Genomic DNA, 23,092 nt, shown 5'->3' with positions numbered 1-23,092 from the left:
CCTTACATGAGTGAAGTCATATTTTATGGCTTCACTCATTTCTAAATTGTTGCACAAATGAATCGAGCCAAGCTGTTTTCTCTCTTTCTGGTCTTCTTCGCCATTCTTTGCTTCCCATTACCGGTGTTGTTCAAAGGTGCGAGTACGGTCTGGGGAATTCCCGCGCTCTATTTTTATCTCTTTGTTGTTTGGGCTGGAGCCATCGTCGCTCTGGCTTTGATAGTGAAGAGAACAAAGACCGAGTCTGAATGAGTGGTGCGCTCCTGGCCATATTGACGCTGCTCTACCTCGGTGTATTATTTGCCATTGGCTATTATTCCGAACGGGGTCATTCACTTGTGAAAAAATGGGCCAACGGATCGGCGGCCTATGTGCTATCGTTGGCCGTTTACTGTACGGCTTGGACCTTTTACGGGAGTATAGGTCGGGCGGCAACTTCAGGATTGGACTTCCTCGCGATTTATTTGGGACCAGTATTGGCCATGCCCCTCTGGTATCTGATTACCCGTAAGTCCATTCGAATTGCTCGAACCCATCGTATTGGTACCTTGGCCGATTTCTTCAGCGCGCGTTATGGACAATTCCAGCGCATGGCCACCTTGGTTTCTACGGTACTTCTCATGGCGATTATTCCCTACATCGCCCTTCAGATCAAGGCCATCTCCGAGAGCTACAGCCTTCTAACTACCCACGAAATGGGGTCGGCGGTTGCAGGCATCGATAGCGGATTTGTCGCAACGCTCATCCTCACCATTTTCACCCTTGCTTTCGGAACTCGATACCTTGAGGCCAGCCGACCAAAACGCGGAATGATCGCCGTGGTCGCCTTCGAAAGCGGAATCAAAATTTTTGTCTTTCTCCTCGCTAGCGTCATGATACTCGCTCAGTATAAAGGAGGCCTAGGTCAACTCTTTTCAGATGCGCATATCTTGTCTGACTTTGCGCAATTGACGGCCATCCCAGAAAAAGGCCAGAGCTCTTGGGTTTCCCTGATTTTGATCAGCAGTCTAGCCTTTCTCTTGCTGCCGCGTCAGTTCCAAGTGGCTGTAGTTGAGAACCGAAGTGAATCCCACCTCCGGCATGCCTTGTGGCTATTGCCGCTGTACTTCTTGGTCATTAATCTTCTTGTTTTTCCAGTGGCCCTCACGGGCCGATTGGCTTTTCCCGCGGAGATTGATCCAGATTTCTATATGAGCTGGCTGACCATGGATCAGCCTTGGCTCAGTAGCCTAGTCTTCATCGGAGGATTTTCAGCAGCCAGTTCCATGATCATTGTCTCGACCATCGCCATGGGAACAATGGTCAGCAACAATCTTATTGTACCGGCCTTGATTCGCTTGATGCCGTCGATCGATTTCTCCAAAAAGCTGCTTTGGATCCGCCGATTCAGCATTCTAGTCATTATGCTATTGTCCTGGGCCTATTTCCGAGGCGTAGGGGAACGCACCACTTTGGTTTCGATTGGAATTACCTCCTTCATTGGCGTTGCACAACTGGCACCTGCTTACCTTGGAGGGCTTTTTTGGAAGAAGGGAAACCGCCATGGGGCCTTTGCGGGAATGCTCTTCGGGTTGATTCTGTGGTTTGTCCTGTTGATTTTACCCGACCTCAACCCGGCTTGGAGTGTTTGGGAAGTAACGGCCTTATCGACTTGGCTGGGTGTGAGCACCACATCTACCGTGGTTTACCTCACGCTACTCCTCAATGCGATGGTCTATGTGGTGGTCTCGTCTTTCACGAAGGAAACTGCACGCGACATACAACAAGCAGAGCTCTTTGTTGATGCGGACAAGTATGCGCGCAGCTATGAAGACCGACTCGTTTGGCAGGGCAGCGCAAGCTTCCCCAATATCCAGGCGCTGTTGAACCAGTTTTTGGGAGATCAAAGAGCCGAGGAGGTCTTGGATCGATATGCCCGGATTCAGGGCGTTGATTGGCGATCAGCTCCTCATGCGGATGCTAAAATGATCAGCTATGCCGAACGACTGTTGGCCGAAGCCATTGGTCCTGCATCGGCCCGAATCATGATTTCCAGCGTGGTCAAAGAGGAGCGCATTGGAATTGGCGAGGTGGTGAATATCCTCAACGAAAGTCGAGAAGTCCTCCAACTCAACAAGAAACTCAAAACGCAATCTGATCAACTCATACTCGCCTCAGAGGAGTTGAGGCTTGCGAACGAGCAAATGAAGGAGCTCGGGGGATTGAAGGACGACTTCCTCTATACTGTAACACACGAGTTACGCACCCCACTGACGAGTATTCGTGCTCAAGCTGAAATTCTACACGATGAGCCCGAGATGCTCCGAAGTGATCAAGAAATGTTTCTCAACAACATAGTCGAGGATTGTGAACGCTTGACGAGACTGATCACCAATGTCCTGGACTTGGAGAAGTTTGAATCGGGCAACCTACAACTCGATCAACGAGTAGCGGACATCGCCGAGCTCCTCGATCGTTCCATCTCCTCCATGCACACCCTTGGAGAACATCATAATATTCAGGTCAAGATGGACCTTGCCCGAGGAATGAGACCGGTATTTATTGACCAGGACCGTATCACACAGGTAATTGTCAACCTGCTGTCCAACGCCATGAAATTTGCCAACCCGGCAGATGGTCACATCCGCATTTCGGCCTACGAAATTGACGGAGAGGTTAAGGTCAACATCATTGACAACGGCCCGGGAATTAGTCAAGAAGATGCGGAACGCGTCTTTGATAAATTCTATCAAGTTCGTCATCAACTGACGAATAAACCCAAAGGAACGGGGCTAGGTCTAGCCATTTGCAAGAATATCATTCAATCACACGGAGGAGTCATATACCTCCGTCCAGAAAAGAAAGGCGGGACTCGGGCCTCATTTACCCTTCCCATTTCCCGTCACCACCAGCAAAAACAAGAATCTCATGTCTAAGATTATGATCGTCGACGACGAACCCAATATCCTGATGAGTTTGGACTACATGCTCCGCAAAGAGCGGTATGATACACTCATTGCCCGCAACGGTACAGAAGCCATGGATCTGCTTCAAACGGAAGTCCCGGACCTAGTGGTACTGGACATCATGATGCCGGATGTAAATGGATATGAAATATGCGAATACATCAAATCGACAAAGACTTTTGATCAGACTAAAGTGATTTTCCTCTCGGCCAAGAGCAAACGGGCCGATTTGGAGAAAGGCCTGGCCCTGGGGGCCGATGCCTACATGCTCAAGCCTTTCTCCACACGTGAACTCCTCAAAGAAATCAAGAATCAACTCTCCTGACAAACCTTTAACCTGCAACTGATGAGTTACAAAGAACACTACGCAAAAAGCCTGACCGATCCTGCTGCCTTTTGGCAAGAGCAGGCTAATGAATTAGACTGGTTTCGGCCAGCAGATCAAGTGCTTTCCAAGGACCAAAACGACTTCTTTCGATGGTTTAAAGGTGGTATGATGAATACGGCTTATTTGGCCTTGGATTATCACGTCGAGAATGGAAGGGCAGAGCAAAACGCACTGATCTATGATTCCCCCGTCACCCAGACGGTGGAAAAGTACACGTATCGCCAGCTTCGAGATAAGGTGAGTGCCTTGGCCGGAGGCTTAAAAGCCCTTGGAATTGAAAAGGGAGATACGGTGGTCATCTACATGCCAATGATTCCAGAGGCAGCGATGGCCATGCTGGCCTGCGCTCGAATTGGAGCCATTCACAGCGTAGTCTTTGGTGGTTTTGCCCCACACGAACTGGCTATTCGCATTGATGACGCGAAGCCTAAGCTCATCATGACGGCAACATCGGGGATTGAGGTGGACAAGATCATTCCCTACAAACCCATGGTAGATCAAGCCATAGAAAAGGCGGAACACAAGGTGGATCGCGTCGTGGTATTTCGTCGAAATCTAGGAGCTCCTGCACCTGTGCAAAACCGGGATATAGACTGGAATGAGTTGGTCGCTTCGGCCGAGCCTGTAGGATGCACCCCTGTGGACGCTCAAGATCCGCTCTATATTCTCTATACTTCAGGTACGACCGGAAAGCCAAAGGGCATCATTCGTGAAAATGGCGGACACGCAGTGGCCCTGAACTACAGCATGAAGTATATCTACGGGCTTCGCCCCGGAGAAGTCTTTTGGGCTGCTTCGGATGTAGGCTGGGTTGTAGGACACAGCTACATTGTTTACGCTCCGCTCATTTATGGGGCTACCACCGTTCTGTTCGAAGGTAAACCCATTCGTACGCCTGATGCATCCACTTTCTGGAGGGTGATTGCAGAACACCGAGTATCCGTCATGTTTACCGCTCCAACGGCTATTAGAGCCATTCGAAAAGAAGATGAGGAAGGGGCCTTGATGAAGAAGTATGATTTGAGTTGCTTGCGGTATCAGTTTCTCGCCGGAGAGCGTTGCGATGCGGCTACCTTGCATTGGTTAGAAGACATGCTTCGTGTACCGGTCATTGATCACTGGTGGCAAACGGAATCCGGCTGGCCAATGCTGGCGAACATGATGGGACTAGACGCTTTACCGGTCAAAGCCGGTTCGGCTACACGCCCGGTACCGGGGTACGGCATCGACATATTGCGCGAAGACGGATCTTTAGCAGAACGAAACGAGGAGGGTTATGTGGCCGTTCGACTACCCTTACCACCGGGTTGCCTACCAACGCTTTGGGGAGATAACGAGCGATTCCGAAGGGGATACTTGGACAAGTTCCCGAACTATTACTTCTCTGGTGACGGTGGTTACATTGATGATGACGGGTATTATTTCATCACGGGCCGCGTGGACGATATCATCAATGTCGCGGGACATCGTCTGTCTACGGCGGAGATGGAAGAAGTCGTTTCCGGAAATCAAAACGTAGCAGAGTGCGCAGTCATTGGAGTTCAGTGCGAGCTCAAAGGTCAACGACCAGTGGCCTTAGTCGTACTGAAACCAGATGTTCCTGTATCGGAGCATGAGTTGGCTATGGAATTGGTCGCTTCCGTTCGGGCGGAAATAGGCCCTGTAGCCGCGCTTAAAGAAATCCATGTTGTGGAGCGATTGCCGAAGACTCGGTCGGGTAAGACCTTGAGAAAACTACTTCGGGCCATTGCCGATGGAAAGCCCTACAGCATTCCATCTACAATTGACGATCCGACGATTATTGAATCGATCGCTTCGATTATCGGGCCGCAGGCCCAAAAACAAAACGAACAAAAGAAAAACGTGAACCACTAAACCGAACCCATGAATTATCAGATTAAATCATTCGAGGAATATCAAGAGAAATACAAGCAAAGTGTTGAGGATCCATCGGGATTCTGGGACGAAATAGCTGGTGAATTCCAATGGCGCAAACCCTGGGACAGCACTTTTGAATCGGACTTTTCGAAACCAGATGTGCGGTGGTTTACCAATGCCAAAATGAACATCACCGAGAATTGTCTGGATCGCCATTTAGAGGATCGCGGTAACAAACTAGCGGTGATATGGGAGCCCAATGATCCTAAGGAGCGCTTCATACGATGGACGTACCGAGAGCTGTATGAACGGGTGAATCAATTTGCCAATGTCTTGAAGAAGCACGGTGTGGTCAAAGGAGATCGCGTTGCCATTTACATGCCCATGATTCCCGATTTGGCCGTAGCGACTTTGGCATGTGCACGAATCGGTGCCGTACACAGTGTTGTTTTTGCGGGATTTTCAGCTTCTGCCTTGGCGGACCGGATCAATGATGCACAGTGTAAAATGGTCTTGACTTCGGATGGATTGTACCGAGGTGCCAAGGAGATTCCTGTCAAAGCTGTTGTGGATGAAGCGCTTCAAGAATGCCCATCGGTAGAAACGGTTCTTGTTGCAGAACGTACACAATGGGCCGTGAATATGGTGGACGGTCGTGATTATTGGCTCTACAAGGAAATGGAGGAAGCCGATAAGGAATGTCCTGCAGAAGAAATGGATTCCGAGGACATGCTGTTCATCTTGTACACCAGTGGTTCTACGGGTAAGCCGAAAGGAGTGGTGCACACCTGTGGAGGGTATATGGTGTACGCGGGATATAGTTTTGCCAATGTCTTCCAGGTAGGGGAGTCGGACGTATACTGGTGTACCGCTGACGTGGGTTGGATTACTGGACATACGTACATCGTATATGGTCCGCTCTTGAACGGAGCTACGACCGTCATGTTTGAGGGCGTTCCGACCTATCCATCTCCAGGACGCTTTTGGCAAGTTTGTGATAAGCACGGGGTAAACCAGTTTTATACCGCTCCAACGGCAATTCGCGCGTTGATGGCGCATGGAGAAGATCATGTACTTTCTTATGGATTGTACTCGCTAAAGGTTTTGGGAAGTGTGGGTGAGCCTATAAATGAAGAGGCATGGGAGTGGTACCACATCCACGTTGGAAAAGAGAAGTGCCCGATTGTGGATACATGGTGGCAAACGGAGACCGGCGGAATCATGATTTCCGGCTTGGGAGATCTTTCACCGATGAATCCGTCACACGCCGGGTATCCGCTTCCGGGAATTCAACCCGTTCTATTGGATAGCGATGGAAATGAGATTGAAGAAAACGAGGTGGAAGGGTATCTGTGTATTAAGCACCCTTGGCCTTCTATGCTTCGCACGACTTATGGAGATCACGAGCGCTGCCGTGTGACGTATTTCTCCCATTATGATGGCTATTACTTCACGGGAGACGGTGCTAAGCGAGACAAGAATGGCATGTACCGTATAATTGGCCGTGTAGACGATGTGATCAATGTTTCCGGTCACCGCTTCGGAACGGCCGAAATTGAAAACGCCATCAACGCGAACGACAAGGTTGCCGAAAGCGCAGTAGTGGGCTATCCTCATCCCATCAAAGGACAGAGTATCTACGCCTATGTTATTACCCGTGATGAGGTAGCCAATCAAGATGTTCTGCGCGCAGAAATCGTCGAAACCGTGGTGGCTGAAATCGGGAAGATTGCCAAGCCGGAGAAGATTCAGTTCGTTCCTGGTCTGCCTAAGACCCGTTCCGGAAAAATTATGCGGCGGATTTTGAGGAAGGTAGCGGAGGGAGATACCTCTAACTTGGGAGATACCTCCACGCTGTTGGATCCAGATGTAGTCGAAATTATCAAAGAAGGTGCCCTCTAATGCCATCGTTCAGCGCGTAGCCGACTTTTTCAAGTCGTTTCCTCCTTTTGACCTAATGTCCGAGGAGGAAACGCTGTATTTGGCCACCAGGACCCAGGTCACCTATGTCCGACCAGGTGAGGTGATTTTTCAGAAAGACCACAAGCCGGGTGAGTACTTTTATATGGTCCGATCTGGAGCCGTGGACCTCGTGGAAGGAGATGAAATGATCGATGTCTTTGACGAGGGAGATCTTTTCGGAATCCGGCCGCTTTTAGCTAATGATACTTATCGAGGGTCTTCCGTTGTTCGTGAAGAGGGAATCATCTACTTCTTGCCCTTGGCTTCTGGTAAAAGGATCTTGGAGGGAAACGCTCGGGTGGCGATGTACTTTGCACGGGATTTTGCATCGTCCCGTAAGGGACTTAGAACTCAAGGGCTTGAGGCGATAACACTCGCTGATGTTCGGAAAGATGTTCTGTGCGGGACTGATGAGGTGCTGATTCGCCATGCCGCATTAGATATGAGCGAACGAGGCGTCGGGAGCTATGTGGTTGTCGATGATCTCAGACGTCCTGTAGGGATTGTCACTGACCGGGATCTGCGGGTGCAGGTGGCTACGGGTAAGGTGCCTTTGGAAGATCCAGTGACGGCCATCATGAGTTCACCCGTCCGCACAATGGCTCCAGATCAAAGTCATGCGGCTTACTTGATTCAAATGGTGGAGCGAAAAATCCATCACTTGGTGATTACAGAGGATGGGACAAGCAACTCCGCTGTAGTAGGCATGGTTAGCGAGCACGATATTCTCGCCGCGCAGGGTGATCATCCCGCTTTGATCATCCGCGAAATCCGATCCGCAAGCACGCGGGAGAAAGCCATGAAATGGAGAGATAAAGGTGATCGCCTTATTGAGCGTTACTTGGAACAAGACGTACAAGCGTCTACCATCAGTGCGCTTTCTGCCGCTATGAATGAATCGGTTTATCGACGAGTGGCTCGGGAGGTAGAGCAGGAGTTGGGTCCGCCACCCTGTGATTATACTTGGTTGATGCTGGGGTCTTTAGGGCGAAGAGAACAATTGATTCGCACGGACCAGGATCACGCTTTAGTGCTTGAAGATCAAAACGAGACCATTGATGCCTATTTCAAGGAATGGGCGGAGCGTGTCTGTGCTGGCCTCACCGCCTTTGGTTTTGAACCGGACGCCGCGGAGATCATGCCTACGGAAAGGAAGTGGAGAAGTTCCATTGCCGAATGGAAAGAGCGTTTTTCATCATGGATTCGCGTTCCGGATGAAGAACACGTTCTACAAACGACCATATTCTTTGATTTTCGACCTATTGACGGGCCAGATGAGCGCTCCAGAGCGCTGGCTGAACATATTTATGCCGAATGCGACCTTCATGAACGCTTTGCTTCGTTTTTGGCACGGGACGGTGCTGAAACTCCTCCGCCTTTGAGCTTTTTCCGACAGTTTATAGTCGAAAAGTCCGGGGAGCACAGAGATGAATTTGATTTAAAGCTCCGAGTGTTGTTGCCGCTCGTGGATGTTGCACGCATCCTAGCGCTCCAGCATCAAATCATGGACATCAACAATACACGAGAACGCTACCTGAAGGCAGCACAGGTTGAACCAACCAATGCCAAGTTGTTCCGAGATGCCGCGGAGGCTTTTGACTATGCCCTTAAACTGCGAGGAAGTGTCGGCATGAGGAATGAGACGTCGGGCCGATATATTCCGCTTTCCGACTTGAGTAAAATGGAACGTCAGTCTTTGCGGAGTATATTCGAGATCATTCAGAGCCTGCAGTCCATGCTTAAGGTTCGTTTTCAACTCAATTATTTTAGAAGCTGATGTGGGGCTGGTTTTCTAAGCGAGGTTCCACTGGCACACGCTTGTCACCGCGCGATGGATTCGGAAGGCGTCAAGTTGTTTTTGATTGTGAAACGGACGGCCTTGATCCCCAAAAGAACAGGATTCTTTCGTTGGGAGCCGTTGAAATTGTGGATCGAAAAATTCAATTAGAGAGCTCTTTTGAATGGCGACTAAAGCGATCATCCTTTGATGGTGGAGGGGCAGAAATACACGAGTTTACCGGAAGAGATTTGATTAGTGGGTTGGAAGAAGAAGAGGCTGTTAAACGATTTGTCGACTTCGTCGGAACGGACCTGCTCGTTGGTCATTTTATCGATTTTGACGTGGCCTTGATTCAAGAGTCCTTGAAGAGGTCCAGTATGCCGCTTTTAGAGAATAAAACCTACGACACCTTGGAGGTTGCTCGTCGGAAATTTCCCGATGGTGTAGAGCGAGGTCAAAAATCCTGGGCCTTATCTAAAGTTTGCCAAAAGCTCGGTCTCGAACATCACGGTGCACATACGGCATTAGGTGACGCCTATATGACTGCGGAATTATTCCTCTATTTGACTTCCGAGTAACATCCCCTTCCTTTCACCGTTGTTTTACTACCTTCCAATCATGAAAAACGCACGACTTTCGGGTGCACTATGCGCACTGTTACTGGCTTTCGGAGTTCATTCTGCTGAGGGTCAAGCTCTGTATTCCAGTCAAGAGTCTCTGAACCGGGTTTGGTCAAACCCTGCGGAAACAGGGTTTCAGACCATCGGAGGGTTGAGATTAAACACTCGACTTCAGCGTTTCTCCGGTGTGCCGGGAGTACCCTATCAAAGCTACTGGGTGACCAATGAAAATCGAATCAATGAGTGGTTCAATACCGGAATTTCTTTCTATTACGATTTAGATGGCCTAGCCTTGAATAGATTCCAGTTTGGCGTTCCTCTAGCTATTGATTTCGGGGATGAATTTCATTGGTCCGTAGGAGCTACTCCTTATGCGCATTTAAGCTACTACGGAACTGATCCAGGCGGTCCACCCATCGATACTCCGGGGGGATTTCCGGCTGAAAACGAGTGGATCTGGAATTTCGGAGCCCACTTTGGAGCCGCCATGGAGTATAGGGGTTTGCATGCTGGTGTGTCCTTTTTCAATGCGGTACATACGGAGAAGGACTTTACGGAATACGACGTGAGCCGAGTCTATGTTTCTTATCGATTTGAGCTGCAGGAGGACTTAGACCTGGAGCCGGTAGTGACCTTTCGACTCAACGAACAAAGCAATGCGAATGATTTTGGAGCCCATCTCTGGATTCGGGATGCGATGCTCATAGGGGCTCATTGGAGAGCCGCAGAATTAGATGGTCAGAACTGGCTCATTTTGCAGGTGGGATATGCCGCCATCAATCAATTTGAGTTCTACACCTCTTTTGACTTCGATATGGGGGTGACGTACCCGGGCTTCACGGCCGAGGTTGGGCTGCAGTACAGCTTTAATGACTAGGACCTAGTTCAGTGTTGCTTGATCTCGGATACTGCTTTGTCTGCACGTGCAAAAGCGGTCTTATTCTTCCACTTGAACCAGCTATTACCTATCGTTTTGCGCAGCAAATCGTCAACGTGCGTAGCGATACCTACTTTCCAAAGTCCTAAAAAGCGTGTGCTCCAACGAGGGCTCAATGAACGCAAGCTCATGGCAAATCCACCCTCCAGATACTCAATGTGGTGCCACCAAGCACTGGGAATAAAGAGCGTATCACCCATCTCCATAATTGTGCTTACCCCGCGCACGTGTTCTAGAGCTGGGAATTTCTCGTAATCCGGATGGTCCACGTCAACTTGGCTGTGGACGCCAAAAGGAAAACGGTAGAGTAATTCGCTCTGATCAGGAGGGAACAAGACTACGCGCTTTCTTCCGTGGAATTGGGTTAAAAAGACATTGGACATATCCATATCCTGATGAATGCGAACAATACTATTGGCTCCTCCAAAGAAGGTAAATGGAAGTTGTTTAACCCAACCCGAATTGATGTCTGGAAACTTAAAGTCATTCTTCAACTCCGGCATGTGCTTGAAGATGTTGAAGAGAAAAATTCGTTTGTTGGTCGGCTCGCGTTCGATGAGATCTAAGTAATCTCCAAAACGCATGTATTCATCAGGAGCCTTAAAGGAGCGGTCTACCTTTTCGGGGATTTCATCAAAAATTCCCACTTCAAGGTCCCCTAGGTTTTCCCGAAAGAAATCCATGGTCCACTTCGTATACGCTGGCTCATCCTTCAACAAGCCTCGAATGACCACGGGTTTATTTGGGAGGACGTATTTTTTGCGGAACTGCTCGGCAGTGATCTCTCCAACTTCGTAACGGTCTATGGGTGCACTAAAATCAATCGGCATAGGTCTGTCTCCTTCTCCTGGGCAAAATTAGATGCCCGTATAATTGTGTGGAGTGATTTTTATCATCTCCTGTTTAACTTCTTCGCGGACCTCCAACTGGCCGATGAAGACTGCCAGAGATTCCTGAGTGATGTGCTCGTTGGTCCGGGTTAGTGCTTTTAGGGCTTCGTAGGGTTTGGGGTAGCCCTCACGTCGAAGAATGTTTTGAATGGCCTCAGCCACAACGGCCCAATTCGCTTCCAATTCAGAGGCAATTCGTTCTTCGTTGAGCAGTAATTTACCCAATCCTTTTAACGTGCTTTTAATGGCGAGTATTCCGTGTGCCAATGGCATCCCGGCATTTCTCAGTACAGTGGAGTCCGTCAAATCGCGCTGTAGGCGCGAAATCGGGAGCTTCGCTGCCAAGTGCTCCAAAAGGGCGTTTGCAATTCCCAAGTTTCCTTCTGAATTCTCAAAGTCGATGGGATTCACCTTATGGGGCATGGCGGAACTACCTACTTCCCCGGCCTTAATCTTCTGTTTGAAGTAGTCCATGGAGATGTAGGTCCAAATGTCTCGGTCCAGATCCATGATGATGTTGTGGACGCGCTTCATCCCATCGCAGAATGCGGCAAAGTAGTCGTAGTGCTCAATTTGTGTGGTGGGCCAACTGTGCTTTAAACCGAGTACTTCCTCCACAAATTGAGTTCCAAAGGACTTCCAATCCTGATTTGGGTAGGTTACCTGATGGGCGTTGAAATTCCCGGTTGCTCCACCAAACTTCGCGGCGAATGGGATGCGCTCAATCTCGGCCATCTGAAGCTTCAGGCGTTCAACGAAGACCGCAATTTCTTTTCCCAAACGGGTAGGGGAGGCTGGTTGGCCATGGGTGCGCGCTAACATGGGAATATGAGCCCATTCTTGGCTCAGCTCATTCAAGCGCTCAATTAATTCCTCAAGTGCTGGCAAATAGGCTCGTCGGTAACCTTCTTTGAGGCTGAGCGGAATGGCTGTATTGTTGACGTCTTGAGAAGTCAGACCGAAGTGCACAAACTCAACGTACGATTCCAAGCCCAGAGCTGGGAAACGCTTCTTGATGAAGTACTCTACCGCCTTAACGTCGTGATTTGTCGTCTTTTCCGTTTCCTTGATTTCTTGAGCGTCTTCCTCAGAAAACTCCGTGTAAAGTGCACGCAAATCGTCAAAGGTTGAACTCGGTACATCAGCCAATTCTGGAACTCCAGAACCACACAAGGCAATGAAGTATTCAATTTCAACACGAACGCGGTATTGAATCAGGCCAAATTCGGAAAAGAAAGGCGCCAGTTCTTCCACTTTGCTTCGGTAGCGACCGTCGACGGGAGAAATGGCGGTTAAAGCGTTGAGCTTCATGGGTCTCTTATTAGGCGGCAAAGGTAGTAAAAAGGCACAGAAAATGGTATCATTGCAGCCTAGTTCAGTCCTATGGATTTGGTTCGCGTCAGCGCAGTTTCATACCTCAACACCCTGCCTTTTCAATACGGCTTTGTCCACGGCCCCAAGATCGCTATGGACCTGAGTTTGGATATTCCTTCAGAATGCGCTCAAAAGCTCATCGATGGACAGGCAGAGGTTGGGCTCATTCCAGTGGCGACACTCCCTGAGTTGCCTGAATTCAGCATCATCACGGACTACTGCATTGCTGCCGATGGTCCCGTACGAACCGTCCTCTTGTACAGCGATGTACCCATTCACCAAGTGGAGACCATTTGGCTCGATTATCAAAGCAGAACCAGTGTGAACCTCTGCCGCATCCTCTGCGCTGAATTCTGGAAGGTCAATCCGGAATTCAAGGCCACGACTCCTGGTTTTGAGCAGGGCTTTGGTGATCGAGAAGCCGCTGTGGTCATTGGCGACCGCACCTTTCGGATGGAAAAAGAGTACGCCTACACCTATGATTTGAGTGAGGTTTGGAAGAATATGACCGGCTTGCCCTTTGTCTTTGCCGCTTGGGTAGCGCACGCCGTGGTTACTCCCGAATTTACTCGGGCCTTCAACGACCTTTTGCGCTTTGGCATGGAGCATCGGCAAGAGGCGATTGATCAATACCTTCGGGAAAATGATGACCCCGGCGACCTACGGGGCTACCTTACGGATTCGATTAAATACGAATGGGGGACCAAAGAAGCTCAAGCACTCCAACTCTTTTTGACCAAGTTGGACGGCTTGCCGCCACTGCCTAAGTAAAACTGATCATCGCCCGGAATACGGCTTTGTCTCTCGGGGTACTATAGGCCTCCATGGTGTGATCGGTACCCTCGACCGAACGCTTGGATAAAATTTCTTCCCCTTCCGTCGTTTCCGCGAGGTAATTCGTGACTATTCTATTCCAGGGACGTTCCCATTCAGCACTTTCGAAGGTGTCCAATAGCCAACGGAGGTACTTGGTGTTGTTCACGTGTCGATTCAAGTCAATGTCGCTGAAGGGCACGATAAAAGAACGCTCTCGATCTGCCCTCTCTACGGGTTCCACTTTGAGTGGCATCTCCTCAATGGCATGAATATGCGCGCGTTCCGTGAGAATAGGTGCTAAATTCTCCAGAGGACTGACCCTACGGGTCGATGCGTCCAGCAGCACGTAGCTAGACGTAGCCCGTCCAAAGGTTTGTCCCTCTGAATCTTTCCACAGCCAATCCCGCCGGGCAAAGAAACCATCCTTTCCTTTTGGCCAGGTTTGCAAGCGCACTTCTTCTCCGGAACGAGGAAGGCGATCAAATTCCACTTGCATGCGGGTAACCACCCAGAAAACTCCCTGCTCCCTCAAAGCTTGTACTCCATAACCCAGTTCTTCAGCATGGAACCACGCAATCTCTTCCATGCGTTCCATGACTCCCGCGGGAGTCATTTTTTGATGGATATCGCTTTCCGAGGGGCGGACGACAAAGGTGGATTCTCTTGTGCTCTTCATTACTCGATGCGGTGACCCCGGGCCTTTTCAAGGATTTCGAACCAGCGCTCTCGGCTCATTTCTTCCGAGTGCTCGGTCATGAAGGCCTTCCAGCGCTCTGGCTTGGTGGAGCCAACAATCGGAAGGGGATTGGAAGGGTGTCGACGCATCCACTGTAAAACTTCACCGGGTTCGGCAATGTCCGTGAGTTTTCCACCACCCAGAGGTCCCCAAATCTGTGGTCGTTTCTTTCGGTGAGCCAATTGGTCGAGTTGTCCATTCCAAATGGGATCGAGATGCGTTAAACTCCATTCGATCTGGTTCGTCTCCAGCGCTATGTGCTTATTCAACAAATCCCATTGGTGGGGTAGGAAGTTCGATGTGCCCGCTGCCTCGAGCAGCCCTTCCTCTTGAAGACTTTGAAAGGCATGGGCGATTTCTTCGTAGACCATGAGGGGATCGGGCCGATGGATGAGGAGCATGTCCAGATAGTCGGTTTGAAGGTGCTCCAAACTGCGTTGCGCCGCAGTACGGATGTACTCGAAGGTCGTATTGTAGTGCTTGACTTCTCCTCGAACGATCCCGCACTTGGTGATGAGCGTAAGCCTTGAACGATCCGCGCCACTGTCTTGAAGGGCAGTGCCGAATTCAGCTTCTCCTTTTCCTTCACCGTAGATATCGGCCAGATCGAAATGATCAATGCCCATCTCTACGGCTTCCGCAATCCGATCACCCTGTTCTTGTGGAGACCAGCCCGCACCCCAAGCGCCCCAGCGCATGGTCCCTAAAATGAGTCTTGGTTCACTCATAAAGCTTGCTTTAAGATTCGCACGGTTCGTTTTTCTCCATTCGGCCATGTGAACTCGGCGAAGTACATTCCCGCCGGAAGCGCGCCCGTGGATAGTTCGTATTCCCCGAGGGACCAAGCTGATCGCGATAGATTAACCATCATGGCCAGTTTGCCTTTGGTCGAGTAAAGCCTGATGGATGTAGGCCGATCAGAAGCGTGTTCTACTCGGAAACGAACACTATCGGCAAAAGGATTTGGAAAAGTGGTGACCTCTGGTACTAAAACCTCTTCTGGTGTGGACAACTCATCGAGAGGGAAAGCGAAGTCGATGAGCTCGTCCAAAGTGGCACGCCATAGCCCCCAACTATGCCCTTCATAATATTCTCCCCAATGCACCGGGAATCCCTCTTGAATGAGCGAGTCTCTCAAGGTGCGGTTGTAGTATTTAACCGACTCATAGGTTCCCCAAACCATGGCGACCCGGATATTGTCAGCATCACTCTGGGCAATGACATCGAGTGTGTGGAAATCATCGGGCCAAAAAGCGCCACTGTGAAACCCGACATTTCCGAAGACTTCTTCGTGCTGAAAGGCAATCAGCGCAGAGATATTCCCACCAAAGGAATCCCCGAGCACCATGCGGCCCCACGGTCCATTAATTGTGGAGTACATGCCGTCAATGTAGGGCACCAATTCTTGCGCAAAGAATGCGGTGTAGGCATCGCGGAGAGCAAAGGCGTATTCGTCGTTGCGATTAGTGGGCGTTACAAAGACGCCGATAACGGGCTGAATGGAGTCTGCGGCAATGAGGTTGTCCAGAACGGTGGTCGAACTTCCGAGAAGTCGGTATTCCGTACCGTCTTGAAAATACACCGTCGGATAGTTCTGCGTACTGTCGTAGTTCGGTGGTAAATAGACGTGAACAGGGTAGGTTTTATTGGTATTGGTGCTGTTGATGCTGTGGGTAATGATCGTTCCGGATGGGACGGAAGGGTCGACGACAATCTCCCAGGGCTGAACGTATTGAGGCATGGCCAGCTCACTGTTGGCGCCAAAGCCTCCGGGAGCTGTATGTGGGTTTAAGGGATCCAAAACCCAATTGCCGCTGACAATGAGTTTGTAGTCTAATCGAGCCGTAGGCTCAAAACTCAGACTTCGATACTTTAAGGTTGAACCTCCAATGGGAAAGAGGTCGTTTCCACTGGGGTTCCAGCTGTTGAAATCACCCGCGACTTGTACGGAGGTGGCACTTCCTCGATGTAAGAAGACCGCTGAATCACCGCTGACGTAGGGGGTTTCGGGGTGTACTAGGAAGAAGCTGTCTATAAGGGCTTCTTGGACCGTCGAGTTTCCCTGATTCGCTAACAAGGCGTAGTACAGGGTTTGAAAATCATTCTGTCCTGAGCTCAAAAGAGGAATCAGTGCAAGGGCGATCAGCAGTCGTTTCATAGCGTTGAAAGGAATTGTACGAGAACATCTCGGTATTCTTCGGGGTGATCCAATACGGACTTGGCGTGCTCAGACCCCGGTGCCAGCCATTGTTGCTTAGGGCCAGGGTAAGCTTCGAAGTTCTCGTGAATCATGTAGGTGGGTACAAAGGTGTCGCTGTCTCCGTGGATGAACAGCATGGGCACCTCTCCATCGGCGATTTCCGCCCGCGGGACCACATCGTTGAAGTCGAATCCAAAGCGCCAGCCACTGACTCGATTGGCCCAGCGGGTAATGCCCCAGTCCGGTAACCCGTAGTCGTCGGTCAGCTTGTAGGACAGTACATCACGTGTGCTGGAATAGCCACAGTCTTCAACCGCAAAATTGATGGGCTGTTGACGCTTCGACCATCCGGTGTACATCATCACGGTTCCAGCGCCCATGGATTCTCCGTGGACTCCTACAGGCAAACCAGGTGCTCGTTCGCGGACCTCGGCCACCATGTGGTCTAAGTCTTCGCGCTCCAGCAGGCCGTAGCTCAAGAAGGGTCCTCCGCTCATTCCGTGGAATCGGTGGTCATAGATAAGTACGTTGAATCCTAAGTCATGCCAAATAACGGCGTATTTCACCATGGACCAGCGGTCCATGCGATAGCCGTGGCAGAGGACCACAGACCCAATAGCCGAATCCACGGGGATCCACGTGCCTTCGAGTTCATAGTCAAAAGCGCCTTGAAGTCGGAAGGTGTCCGAATTCACTGACATTGCGCGATAGGCAGTGGTGTCCAACCAGCCCAAATCAACAATGCGTTGATATTGACTTGTTCCTCGCCAATTGTCCGGACGCAAAGCGACTTCAGAGAAGTAATAGCCGATGGCCGAAAAGAGAATAAAATAGAGGATAATGGCCCCGATTGCGGAGCGCACGACGATCTTTCTGTTCATGGGGAAAAGTTACGGCCTTCGGCCGAGAAATCATCGATCCTTGTCGTGCCAGCCCCGGATTTTCAAAAAGACGGTGTCCTGAGATCCCTGCAGGTAACTTCTGTTGGGAATGTCCTCTCCATTTCCCTTGGTTTCGACCGTTGCCCAACTGCCTCTGTTGATTTTGTAGCTAAATCGATAGTTGACACGAGGGATGGTCAACACATAGCCAATCTCCGTTCGATCGAAGCGCAACTCTTCTTTATTGACTTCCCAATTGAACTGACTACTGGCGAGGTATAGGTCCTCTTGATCCGGAGTACTCATGGGGACATCTGTGACGACGAAGGTCAGCGAATTATGCTCTTCCGCTAATTGGTCCCACCATCCTTCAATGCGCACGGGAATGGTGTCGTGATCCTCCGGATCGATGTACCTGTTGATTCGGGGGTAGCCTTCTGCGTCAATTTCTCCGCTCTTCCACGAACCTCTGTGAAATTTGTAGTGCGTTCCAAACTGTGTTTTGGGTACGACAATGTGCCAGGGTCCTGGGCCGGCAGGCAAGAAGCCGAATTGCGAATCTTCTAGGTTCCAGTCGTTGAAATCACCGACGATGTAGATGGAATCCTCGGTTGAGGATGGAATGTCATCGACCCGAAGGGTCACGAAATTGCAAAAGTTCGGGTTGAGGTCTGACCAGTTTTCAATGCGTACCCGGGCAAAGGCATCTTCGCGAACGGAGAGTGTTCGGTTTTCAATTTCATATCCGCAACTGTCGGCTTCAACGGAAGTCCAGTCTCCACGGGTGAACTTGTATTCGATGTCTCCGACACCCGGTCCCAGTTGAACGAAGTAGCTCTTGGTTTCGGGCCGATAGGTCATCCGGTAGCGTTCATCTCCAGGATTCCACTGATTGAAATTCCCTGAAATATAGATGTCGGCTTGAGGCGGAGTATTCTCTGGAACATCCACCAGCTCAATTTCGGCGTTGTTGCAGCCGACCAGGAAGAGGAAACCTGCGAAGAGTAGGCCGAACTTTTTCATTGATCCATCCATTGCAAAAACTCTTTCGTTCGGCTCCGACTCACCAAAACACGTTCGTCAAAAGCTGGATTTAACTCCAGCATATATTGTCCTGCTCCGTAGCGTTCAATTTTTTCCATTGCAGTCATGGAGACAATAATCTTTCTACTGATTCGGAAGAAGAGCTCGGGATCTAGAATTTCGGTGAGCTTTTCCAGATTGTATTCCACAATACTGTTTCGCCCTTCGTAATCTCGAAGAAAGACAGTGTCGTCCTCTGCATAGAAATAGGCGATATCCTCGACCTTATAGTGCCGTAGGCGTTGCCCCACTTTGCCTACCATTCTCTTCTTGTAGGGCACTTCTTTATGACGCAAGGCATGAACCAGCTCCTTGTACATTGGAGTAGAGTGGGCAGGAGCCTCAAAGTACATGCGGTACTTCTCAATGGCGTGCGCCAACTTGTCCTTTTCCACGGGCTTCAGCAAATAGTCCACGCTGTACACCCCGAAAGCCTGAAGGGCGAACTGGTCGTAGGCCGTGGTGAAAATGACCGGTGACTTGACCTCCACTTGGTCAAAGATTTCAAAACTCAGACCGTCGGACAGTTGAATGTCCATGAAGATAAGGTCTGGAGCTGGGTTGTTTTGTAAATACTCCACAGCGTCTTCTACAGATTCCAAACCGGCCGTCATGCTCACATTGGACTCAAGGTCACCTATGAGGCGCATGAGTTCGCGTTGCGCGTGAGGCTCGTCTTCAATGATTAAGAATTGTTCTTCTTGGGCCATAATAAAGGGAGTTCAACGGAAAAGAATTCAGTGTTCTGTACAATCAAAACTTCACGAGTAGTGAGGGCGGCATACCGACTCTTGATGTTCTTGAGACCGACACGGGTCGATTCTTCGAGCGTTTGCTTGGGCTGAAAATTGTTTCGGACTTCAAGGCTTCGTCGCATTTCATTGTAGCGCAATTCAATATGTAGGGGACGCTTTAGGGAAACCTCGTTGTGCTTGAGCGCATTCTCGATGAGGAGCTGCAAACAAAGAGGTGGGAGCTGCATGTCCAAGGCTATGTCTGGAACCTCGGTAGTGAACTTCACGCGGTCTTCAAATCGCGTCTCTATGAGGTCTCTATAGGCCTCCATGAGTTGCCACTCTTCCCTCAATTGCACGGTTTCCCGATCGCGAATCTCCAACACGTGCCGATATACTTGAGAGATGCGACGCAAAAACGTGGTCGCCCGCTCCTGGTCCTCGTGAATCAGGGAGCTCAAGGTGTTGAGGGAATTGAACAAGAAATGGGGGTTGATTTGGGCGCGCAAGGTTTCCAATCGAACCTGGAGGTTTTCCTTCTTGTAGCGCTCCACTTCAGCAAGGGAAGAACGCCAGCGATCAAGGATAAATGCTCCGGTTACCCCGGCTACGTATAGGCTGGAAAGCAACCAACCCGTAACGACTTCGATTTGGAGGTAGTGAAGGCTGAGGTAATAGGCTCCTTCGGTTTCCCAAAGCTGGGCATAGCTTGCTAAGACGATGAATCCACCTACCCAAAAGGCCAAGACCGCGAAATGGCGGAAAAAGCGTGAACCTAAGCTGATGTTTGGATTGGCCTGGCGGAAGCGCTCGCGGTAGAGGTAGTCGATGCCCATGATCGCCAAGGCGCAAAGGGCGTCGATGAAGAAGTGATCTTCACGCAGCTCTACGGTGTACGGATTGTACACCAGCTTCACCAAAAAAACGATGAACCGGAAGGTGACCGCGATGAGCGCGGCAAATCCGATCCATCGAAAGAAGATTACGAGTCGTGTCAGCACAGCGGGAAATTAAGGCTTATTCGCTAAAGTTGCCTCAGGCTGTGCGGTGCTTCCGATCTGTACCAGGTCGCGCGTCAGCGTAGTGTCCGCTTGGCGCATTTCCAAGGTGTACTGCCCTTCTGGGAAATCGGCCAGCAAGAACTGCCCGTGGTACTGGTCCGTCTTCTTCCACTTCTTGCGGAAGACCACGTGGCCGTCTTGTCCGAGCAGGACCATATAGAGGTCTTGTTCTAAAGGGTTGTTGAATTGGACGTCAACGACTTCGTCTTGTGTTTCAACAGCAACTTGAAGCAGTGAAGCCGGTGGAGCTGGTGCGGCCTGAGCGTTAGCGCCAAGTGTGGCGAGGCCGAGTGCGATGGTAAGGAGGACTGTTTTCATGTGTGACAAAGAATTAGTGTGTGATGTGTTAAGTGTTTCTGTCATTGTACGCTTCAAAGGTGCAGCACCCCCGGTACTCCATTATGATAGAGTCCGGTGAGTGGTAAGCTTTCGCCGGTGAGTGGTTCAAAGTGCCTACGGCACGATGTTGAAGCCTCCAGAATGGTGTAGATTTGTGCGGTAGATCCGCGCATCGGCCCGTAGGGCCAAATACTCATCCTTGTATATCAATACATTAAAAAGGAATCCCTACCTTTGCAGCCCTTTTGAGCGCATGGGTGAATCGAAAGGGAATTCAATGAAGTTAAACGTCTCTGTACGTGCGCGCTAGATCACCCCACATGTATAGATACAAAGTGGACCCTGAATATGTCAGAGGAAAACAAAAACAAAGAAGTAGAAGAGGTGAAAGCCGACGCTACTGAAAACGCTGCCGCTGAGGCAGAAACTACTGCGGAAGAAGCCACTTCCGAGACTCCAGAAACTACAGAAGAACAAGTCGAAGAGCCTGCCGCTGAGGAAGCTGCTGCTGAAGAGCCTGTTGCTGAAGAAGCACCTGCTGCAGAAGAAGCTGCTGAGGAACCAGCTGTTGAGGAGGCTGTTGAGGAGCCAGCTGCGGAAGAAGCTGCTGAGGTTGCTCACGTTGAAGCTCCAGCTGAAGAGCCGGTTGCTGAAGAGCCTGTCGATTGGGACAACTTAGACGACAGCGGAATCTCCTACACGACTGAGGAGCACGACCAAATGGAAACCATGTACCTCGGTACGCTGAGCAGCGTTATCGAAAACGAAGTGGTAGACGGTGAGGTTGTGACGATGACGGATCGCGAAGTGATCATCGACATCGGTGCGAAGTCGGAAGGAGTTATCTCTTTGAACGAGTTTCGTTATAACCCAGAATTGAAAGAGGGCGATACCGTTGAGGTACTCGTGGACAAGCAAGAAGATAAAAACGGTCAGTTGGTGTTGTCTCACCGCATGGCACGTAGCATCAAAGCTTGGGACCGCGTGAACGCCGCTCACGACAACGAAGAAGTCATTACTGGTTTCGTGAAGTGTCGTACCAAAGGAGGTATGATTGTCGATGTATTCGGAATCGAGGCCTTCTTGCCAGGATCTCAAATCGATGTGAAGCCAATTCGCGACTACGATCAGTATGTGGAGAAGAACATGGAATTCAAAGTGGTCAAGATCAACCACGAATTCAAGAATGTTGTTGTTTCACACAAAGCATTGATCGAGGCCGACATCGAAGCTCAGAAGAAAGAGATCATCGGAAAGCTCGAGAAAGGACAAGTATTGGAAGGTACTGTGAAGAACATCACCAGCTACGGAGTATTCGTAGACTTGGGAGGTGTAGACGGATTGGTACACATCACGGATTTGTCTTGGAGCCGCATCAACCACCCAAGCGAGGTGGTAGAGCTCGACGAGAAGATCAACGTGGTTATCTTGGACTTCGACGAAGACAAGACACGTATCCAGTTGGGTCTCAAGCAGCTTAACGAGCATCCATGGGATAGCTTGAGCCAGGAGATCAAAGAAGGTGATAAAGTGAAAGGTAAAGTCGTTGTACTTGCTGATTACGGTGCCTTTGTTGAAATCCAGCCAGGTGTTGAAGGTCTTATTCACGTAAGTGAAATGAGCTGGTCAACACACTTGCGCAGTGCTCAAGACTTCATGAAAGTTGGAGATGAGGTAGAGGCGATTGTCTTGACCTTGGATCGCGACGAGCGCAAAATGAGCTTGGGTATCAAGCAATTGACGCCAGATCCATGGACGGATATCACCAGCAAATACCCACTCGGATCTAAGCACACAGGTTTGGTTCGCAACTTCACCAACTTCGGCGTATTCGTAGAGTTGGAAGAAGGAATCGACGGATTGATCCACATCAGCGACTTGAGCTGGACCAAGAAAGTGAAGCACCCAGCGGACTTCACCAAGATTGGAGCAGACCTCGAAGTAGTTGTTCTCGATCTCGACGTAGAGAACCGCCGTTTGAGCTTGGGTCACAAGCAAGTTGAAGACAATCCATGGGATACTTACGAAGGCATCTTCTTTGAAGGTTCTATCCACGTAGGTAAAGTCACGGACATCGTAGACAAAGGAGCTCAAGTTCTGTTTGAAACAGAAGGATTGGAAGCCTTTGCTCCAACACGCCACACTGCCAAAGAAGAAGGTGGAAACTTGGTGAAAGGAGACGAAGCGAAGTTCAAAGTGATCGAATTCAACAAAGATTCTCGCCGCATCGTGGTATCGCACACGCAGATCCACCGCGACATGGCAGATGAGGATAAGAAACAGCGTTCAGCTGCACGTAAAGCGGAAGCGGAAGAAGCTACACGCAACGTGAAGAAAATCCAGTCGAAAGTAGAGAAGTCTACTTTGGGTGACTTGGATGTCCTCAGCAAGTTGAAGGAAGAAATGGAAAAAGGAGAGAAGAAGTAATTCTTCCCCAACACCATATTTCAAGTAAAAGCCGCTCCGAG

General features: G+C 50.0%; 20 protein-coding genes. 10 read left to right on the top strand and 10 right to left on the bottom strand.

Features of this window, described 5'->3' with window-relative positions:
* Positions 1–57 precede the first annotated feature (57 nt).
* From HZ996_11280 to HZ996_11245, 8 genes are read left to right on the top strand one after another with little or no spacing between them, the layout of a single operon-like run.
* Entirely contained in the window at positions 58–252 is a 195-nt protein-coding gene (locus HZ996_11280; protein QTN39697.1) for a hypothetical protein, read from the top strand.
* Positions 249–2,915, top strand: a complete 2,667-nt coding sequence (locus HZ996_11275) for a histidine kinase (protein QTN39696.1) — start codon at positions 249–251, stop codon at positions 2,913–2,915. Before HZ996_11280 ends, HZ996_11275 begins: the two co-directional genes overlap by 4 nt.
* On the top strand, positions 2,908–3,270 hold the full coding sequence (locus HZ996_11270) for a response regulator (protein ID QTN39695.1): 363 nt from the start codon (positions 2,908–2,910) through the stop codon (positions 3,268–3,270). The genes HZ996_11275 and HZ996_11270 overlap by 8 nt, the downstream gene beginning before the upstream one ends.
* Before the next feature lie 21 nt (positions 3,271–3,291).
* Positions 3,292–5,208, top strand: coding sequence for an acetate--CoA ligase (locus HZ996_11265; protein QTN39694.1), 1,917 nt, complete (start codon positions 3,292–3,294; stop codon positions 5,206–5,208).
* Positions 5,209–5,217: 9 nt separating this feature from the next.
* Positions 5,218–7,113, top strand: coding sequence for an acetate--CoA ligase (acs, locus tag HZ996_11260; protein QTN39693.1), 1,896 nt, complete (start codon positions 5,218–5,220; stop codon positions 7,111–7,113).
* Positions 7,103–8,950, top strand: a complete 1,848-nt coding sequence (locus HZ996_11255; GenBank protein QTN39692.1) for a cyclic nucleotide-binding domain-containing protein — start codon at positions 7,103–7,105, stop codon at positions 8,948–8,950. The genes acs and HZ996_11255 overlap by 11 nt, the downstream gene beginning before the upstream one ends.
* Positions 8,950–9,531 carry a 3'-5' exonuclease gene (locus tag HZ996_11250; protein ID QTN39691.1) on the top strand — a complete coding sequence of 194 codons (582 nt, stop codon included), beginning with the start codon at positions 8,950–8,952 and terminating at the stop codon, positions 9,529–9,531. Before HZ996_11255 ends, HZ996_11250 begins: the two co-directional genes overlap by 1 nt.
* A gap of 40 nt (positions 9,532–9,571) precedes the next feature.
* Positions 9,572–10,450: a hypothetical protein gene (locus HZ996_11245; GenBank protein ID QTN39690.1), complete on the top strand. Its 879-nt coding sequence runs from the start codon at positions 9,572–9,574 to the stop codon at positions 10,448–10,450.
* A gap of 8 nt (positions 10,451–10,458) precedes the next feature.
* Here the strand turns inward: HZ996_11245 and HZ996_11240 are convergent, their stop codons facing one another.
* Together HZ996_11240 and purB are read right to left on the bottom strand one after the other, a co-directional pair.
* The gene (locus HZ996_11240) at positions 10,459–11,340 is read right to left on the bottom strand and encodes a cupin-like domain-containing protein (GenBank protein QTN39689.1); all 882 of its coding nucleotides are present in this window, start codon (positions 11,338–11,340) and stop codon (positions 10,459–10,461) included.
* A 27-nt stretch (positions 11,341–11,367) separates the two neighbouring features.
* A complete protein-coding gene (gene purB, locus HZ996_11235; protein ID QTN39688.1) occupies positions 11,368–12,711 on the bottom strand; it encodes an adenylosuccinate lyase in 1,344 nt (447 codons plus the stop codon).
* Between the two features lie 72 nt (positions 12,712–12,783).
* On the opposite strand from purB, the gene HZ996_11230 reads away from it, so the two are divergent.
* The gene (locus tag HZ996_11230; GenBank protein ID QTN39687.1) at positions 12,784–13,545 is read left to right on the top strand and encodes a menaquinone biosynthesis protein; all 762 of its coding nucleotides are present in this window, start codon (positions 12,784–12,786) and stop codon (positions 13,543–13,545) included.
* On the opposite strand, the gene HZ996_11225 is transcribed toward HZ996_11230, so the two are convergent.
* The 8 genes from HZ996_11225 to HZ996_11190 are packed head-to-tail and all read right to left on the bottom strand — an operon-like array spanning position 13,538 to position 20,603.
* Complete coding sequence (locus HZ996_11225) at positions 13,538–14,266, bottom strand: acyl-ACP thioesterase (GenBank protein ID QTN39686.1); 729 nt, start codon at positions 14,264–14,266, stop codon at positions 13,538–13,540. The two genes, HZ996_11230 and HZ996_11225, sit on opposite strands and share 8 nt — an antisense overlap.
* Positions 14,266–15,054 (bottom strand): aldo/keto reductase, encoded by a 789-nt coding sequence (locus tag HZ996_11220; protein ID QTN39685.1) that lies wholly within the window; start codon positions 15,052–15,054, stop codon positions 14,266–14,268. The genes HZ996_11225 and HZ996_11220 overlap by 1 nt, the downstream gene beginning before the upstream one ends.
* Positions 15,051–16,484: a T9SS type A sorting domain-containing protein gene (locus tag HZ996_11215; protein QTN39684.1), complete on the bottom strand. Its 1,434-nt coding sequence runs from the start codon at positions 16,482–16,484 to the stop codon at positions 15,051–15,053. The genes HZ996_11220 and HZ996_11215 overlap by 4 nt, the downstream gene beginning before the upstream one ends.
* Positions 16,481–17,407 (bottom strand): alpha/beta hydrolase, encoded by a 927-nt coding sequence (locus tag HZ996_11210; GenBank protein ID QTN39683.1) that lies wholly within the window; start codon positions 17,405–17,407, stop codon positions 16,481–16,483. The genes HZ996_11215 and HZ996_11210 overlap by 4 nt, the downstream gene beginning before the upstream one ends.
* A 30-nt stretch (positions 17,408–17,437) precedes the next feature.
* Positions 17,438–18,430, bottom strand: a complete 993-nt coding sequence (locus HZ996_11205; protein ID QTN39682.1) for a hypothetical protein — start codon at positions 18,428–18,430, stop codon at positions 17,438–17,440.
* Positions 18,427–19,200 (bottom strand): response regulator transcription factor, encoded by a 774-nt coding sequence (locus HZ996_11200; GenBank protein QTN39681.1) that lies wholly within the window; start codon positions 19,198–19,200, stop codon positions 18,427–18,429. Before HZ996_11200 ends, HZ996_11205 begins: the two co-directional genes overlap by 4 nt.
* Positions 19,176–20,225 carry a histidine kinase gene (locus HZ996_11195; protein QTN39680.1) on the bottom strand — a complete coding sequence of 350 codons (1,050 nt, stop codon included), beginning with the start codon at positions 20,223–20,225 and terminating at the stop codon, positions 19,176–19,178. Before HZ996_11195 ends, HZ996_11200 begins: the two co-directional genes overlap by 25 nt.
* Before the next feature lie 9 nt (positions 20,226–20,234).
* Positions 20,235–20,603 carry a hypothetical protein gene (locus HZ996_11190; GenBank protein QTN39679.1) on the bottom strand — a complete coding sequence of 123 codons (369 nt, stop codon included), beginning with the start codon at positions 20,601–20,603 and terminating at the stop codon, positions 20,235–20,237.
* A 369-nt stretch (positions 20,604–20,972) separates the two neighbouring features.
* Here HZ996_11190 and rpsA point away from each other — a divergent pair, with 369 nt between their 5' ends.
* On the top strand, positions 20,973–23,051 hold the full coding sequence (rpsA, locus tag HZ996_11185) for a 30S ribosomal protein S1 (GenBank protein ID QTN39678.1): 2,079 nt from the start codon (positions 20,973–20,975) through the stop codon (positions 23,049–23,051).
* Positions 23,052–23,092: the final 41 nt, after the last annotated feature.

This window comes from Cryomorphaceae bacterium (assembly GCA_017798125.1).
Lineage (GTDB): Bacteria > Bacteroidota > Bacteroidia > Flavobacteriales > ECT2AJA-044 > ECT2AJA-044.
This window is presented reverse-complemented; position numbering and strand designations above follow the sequence as displayed.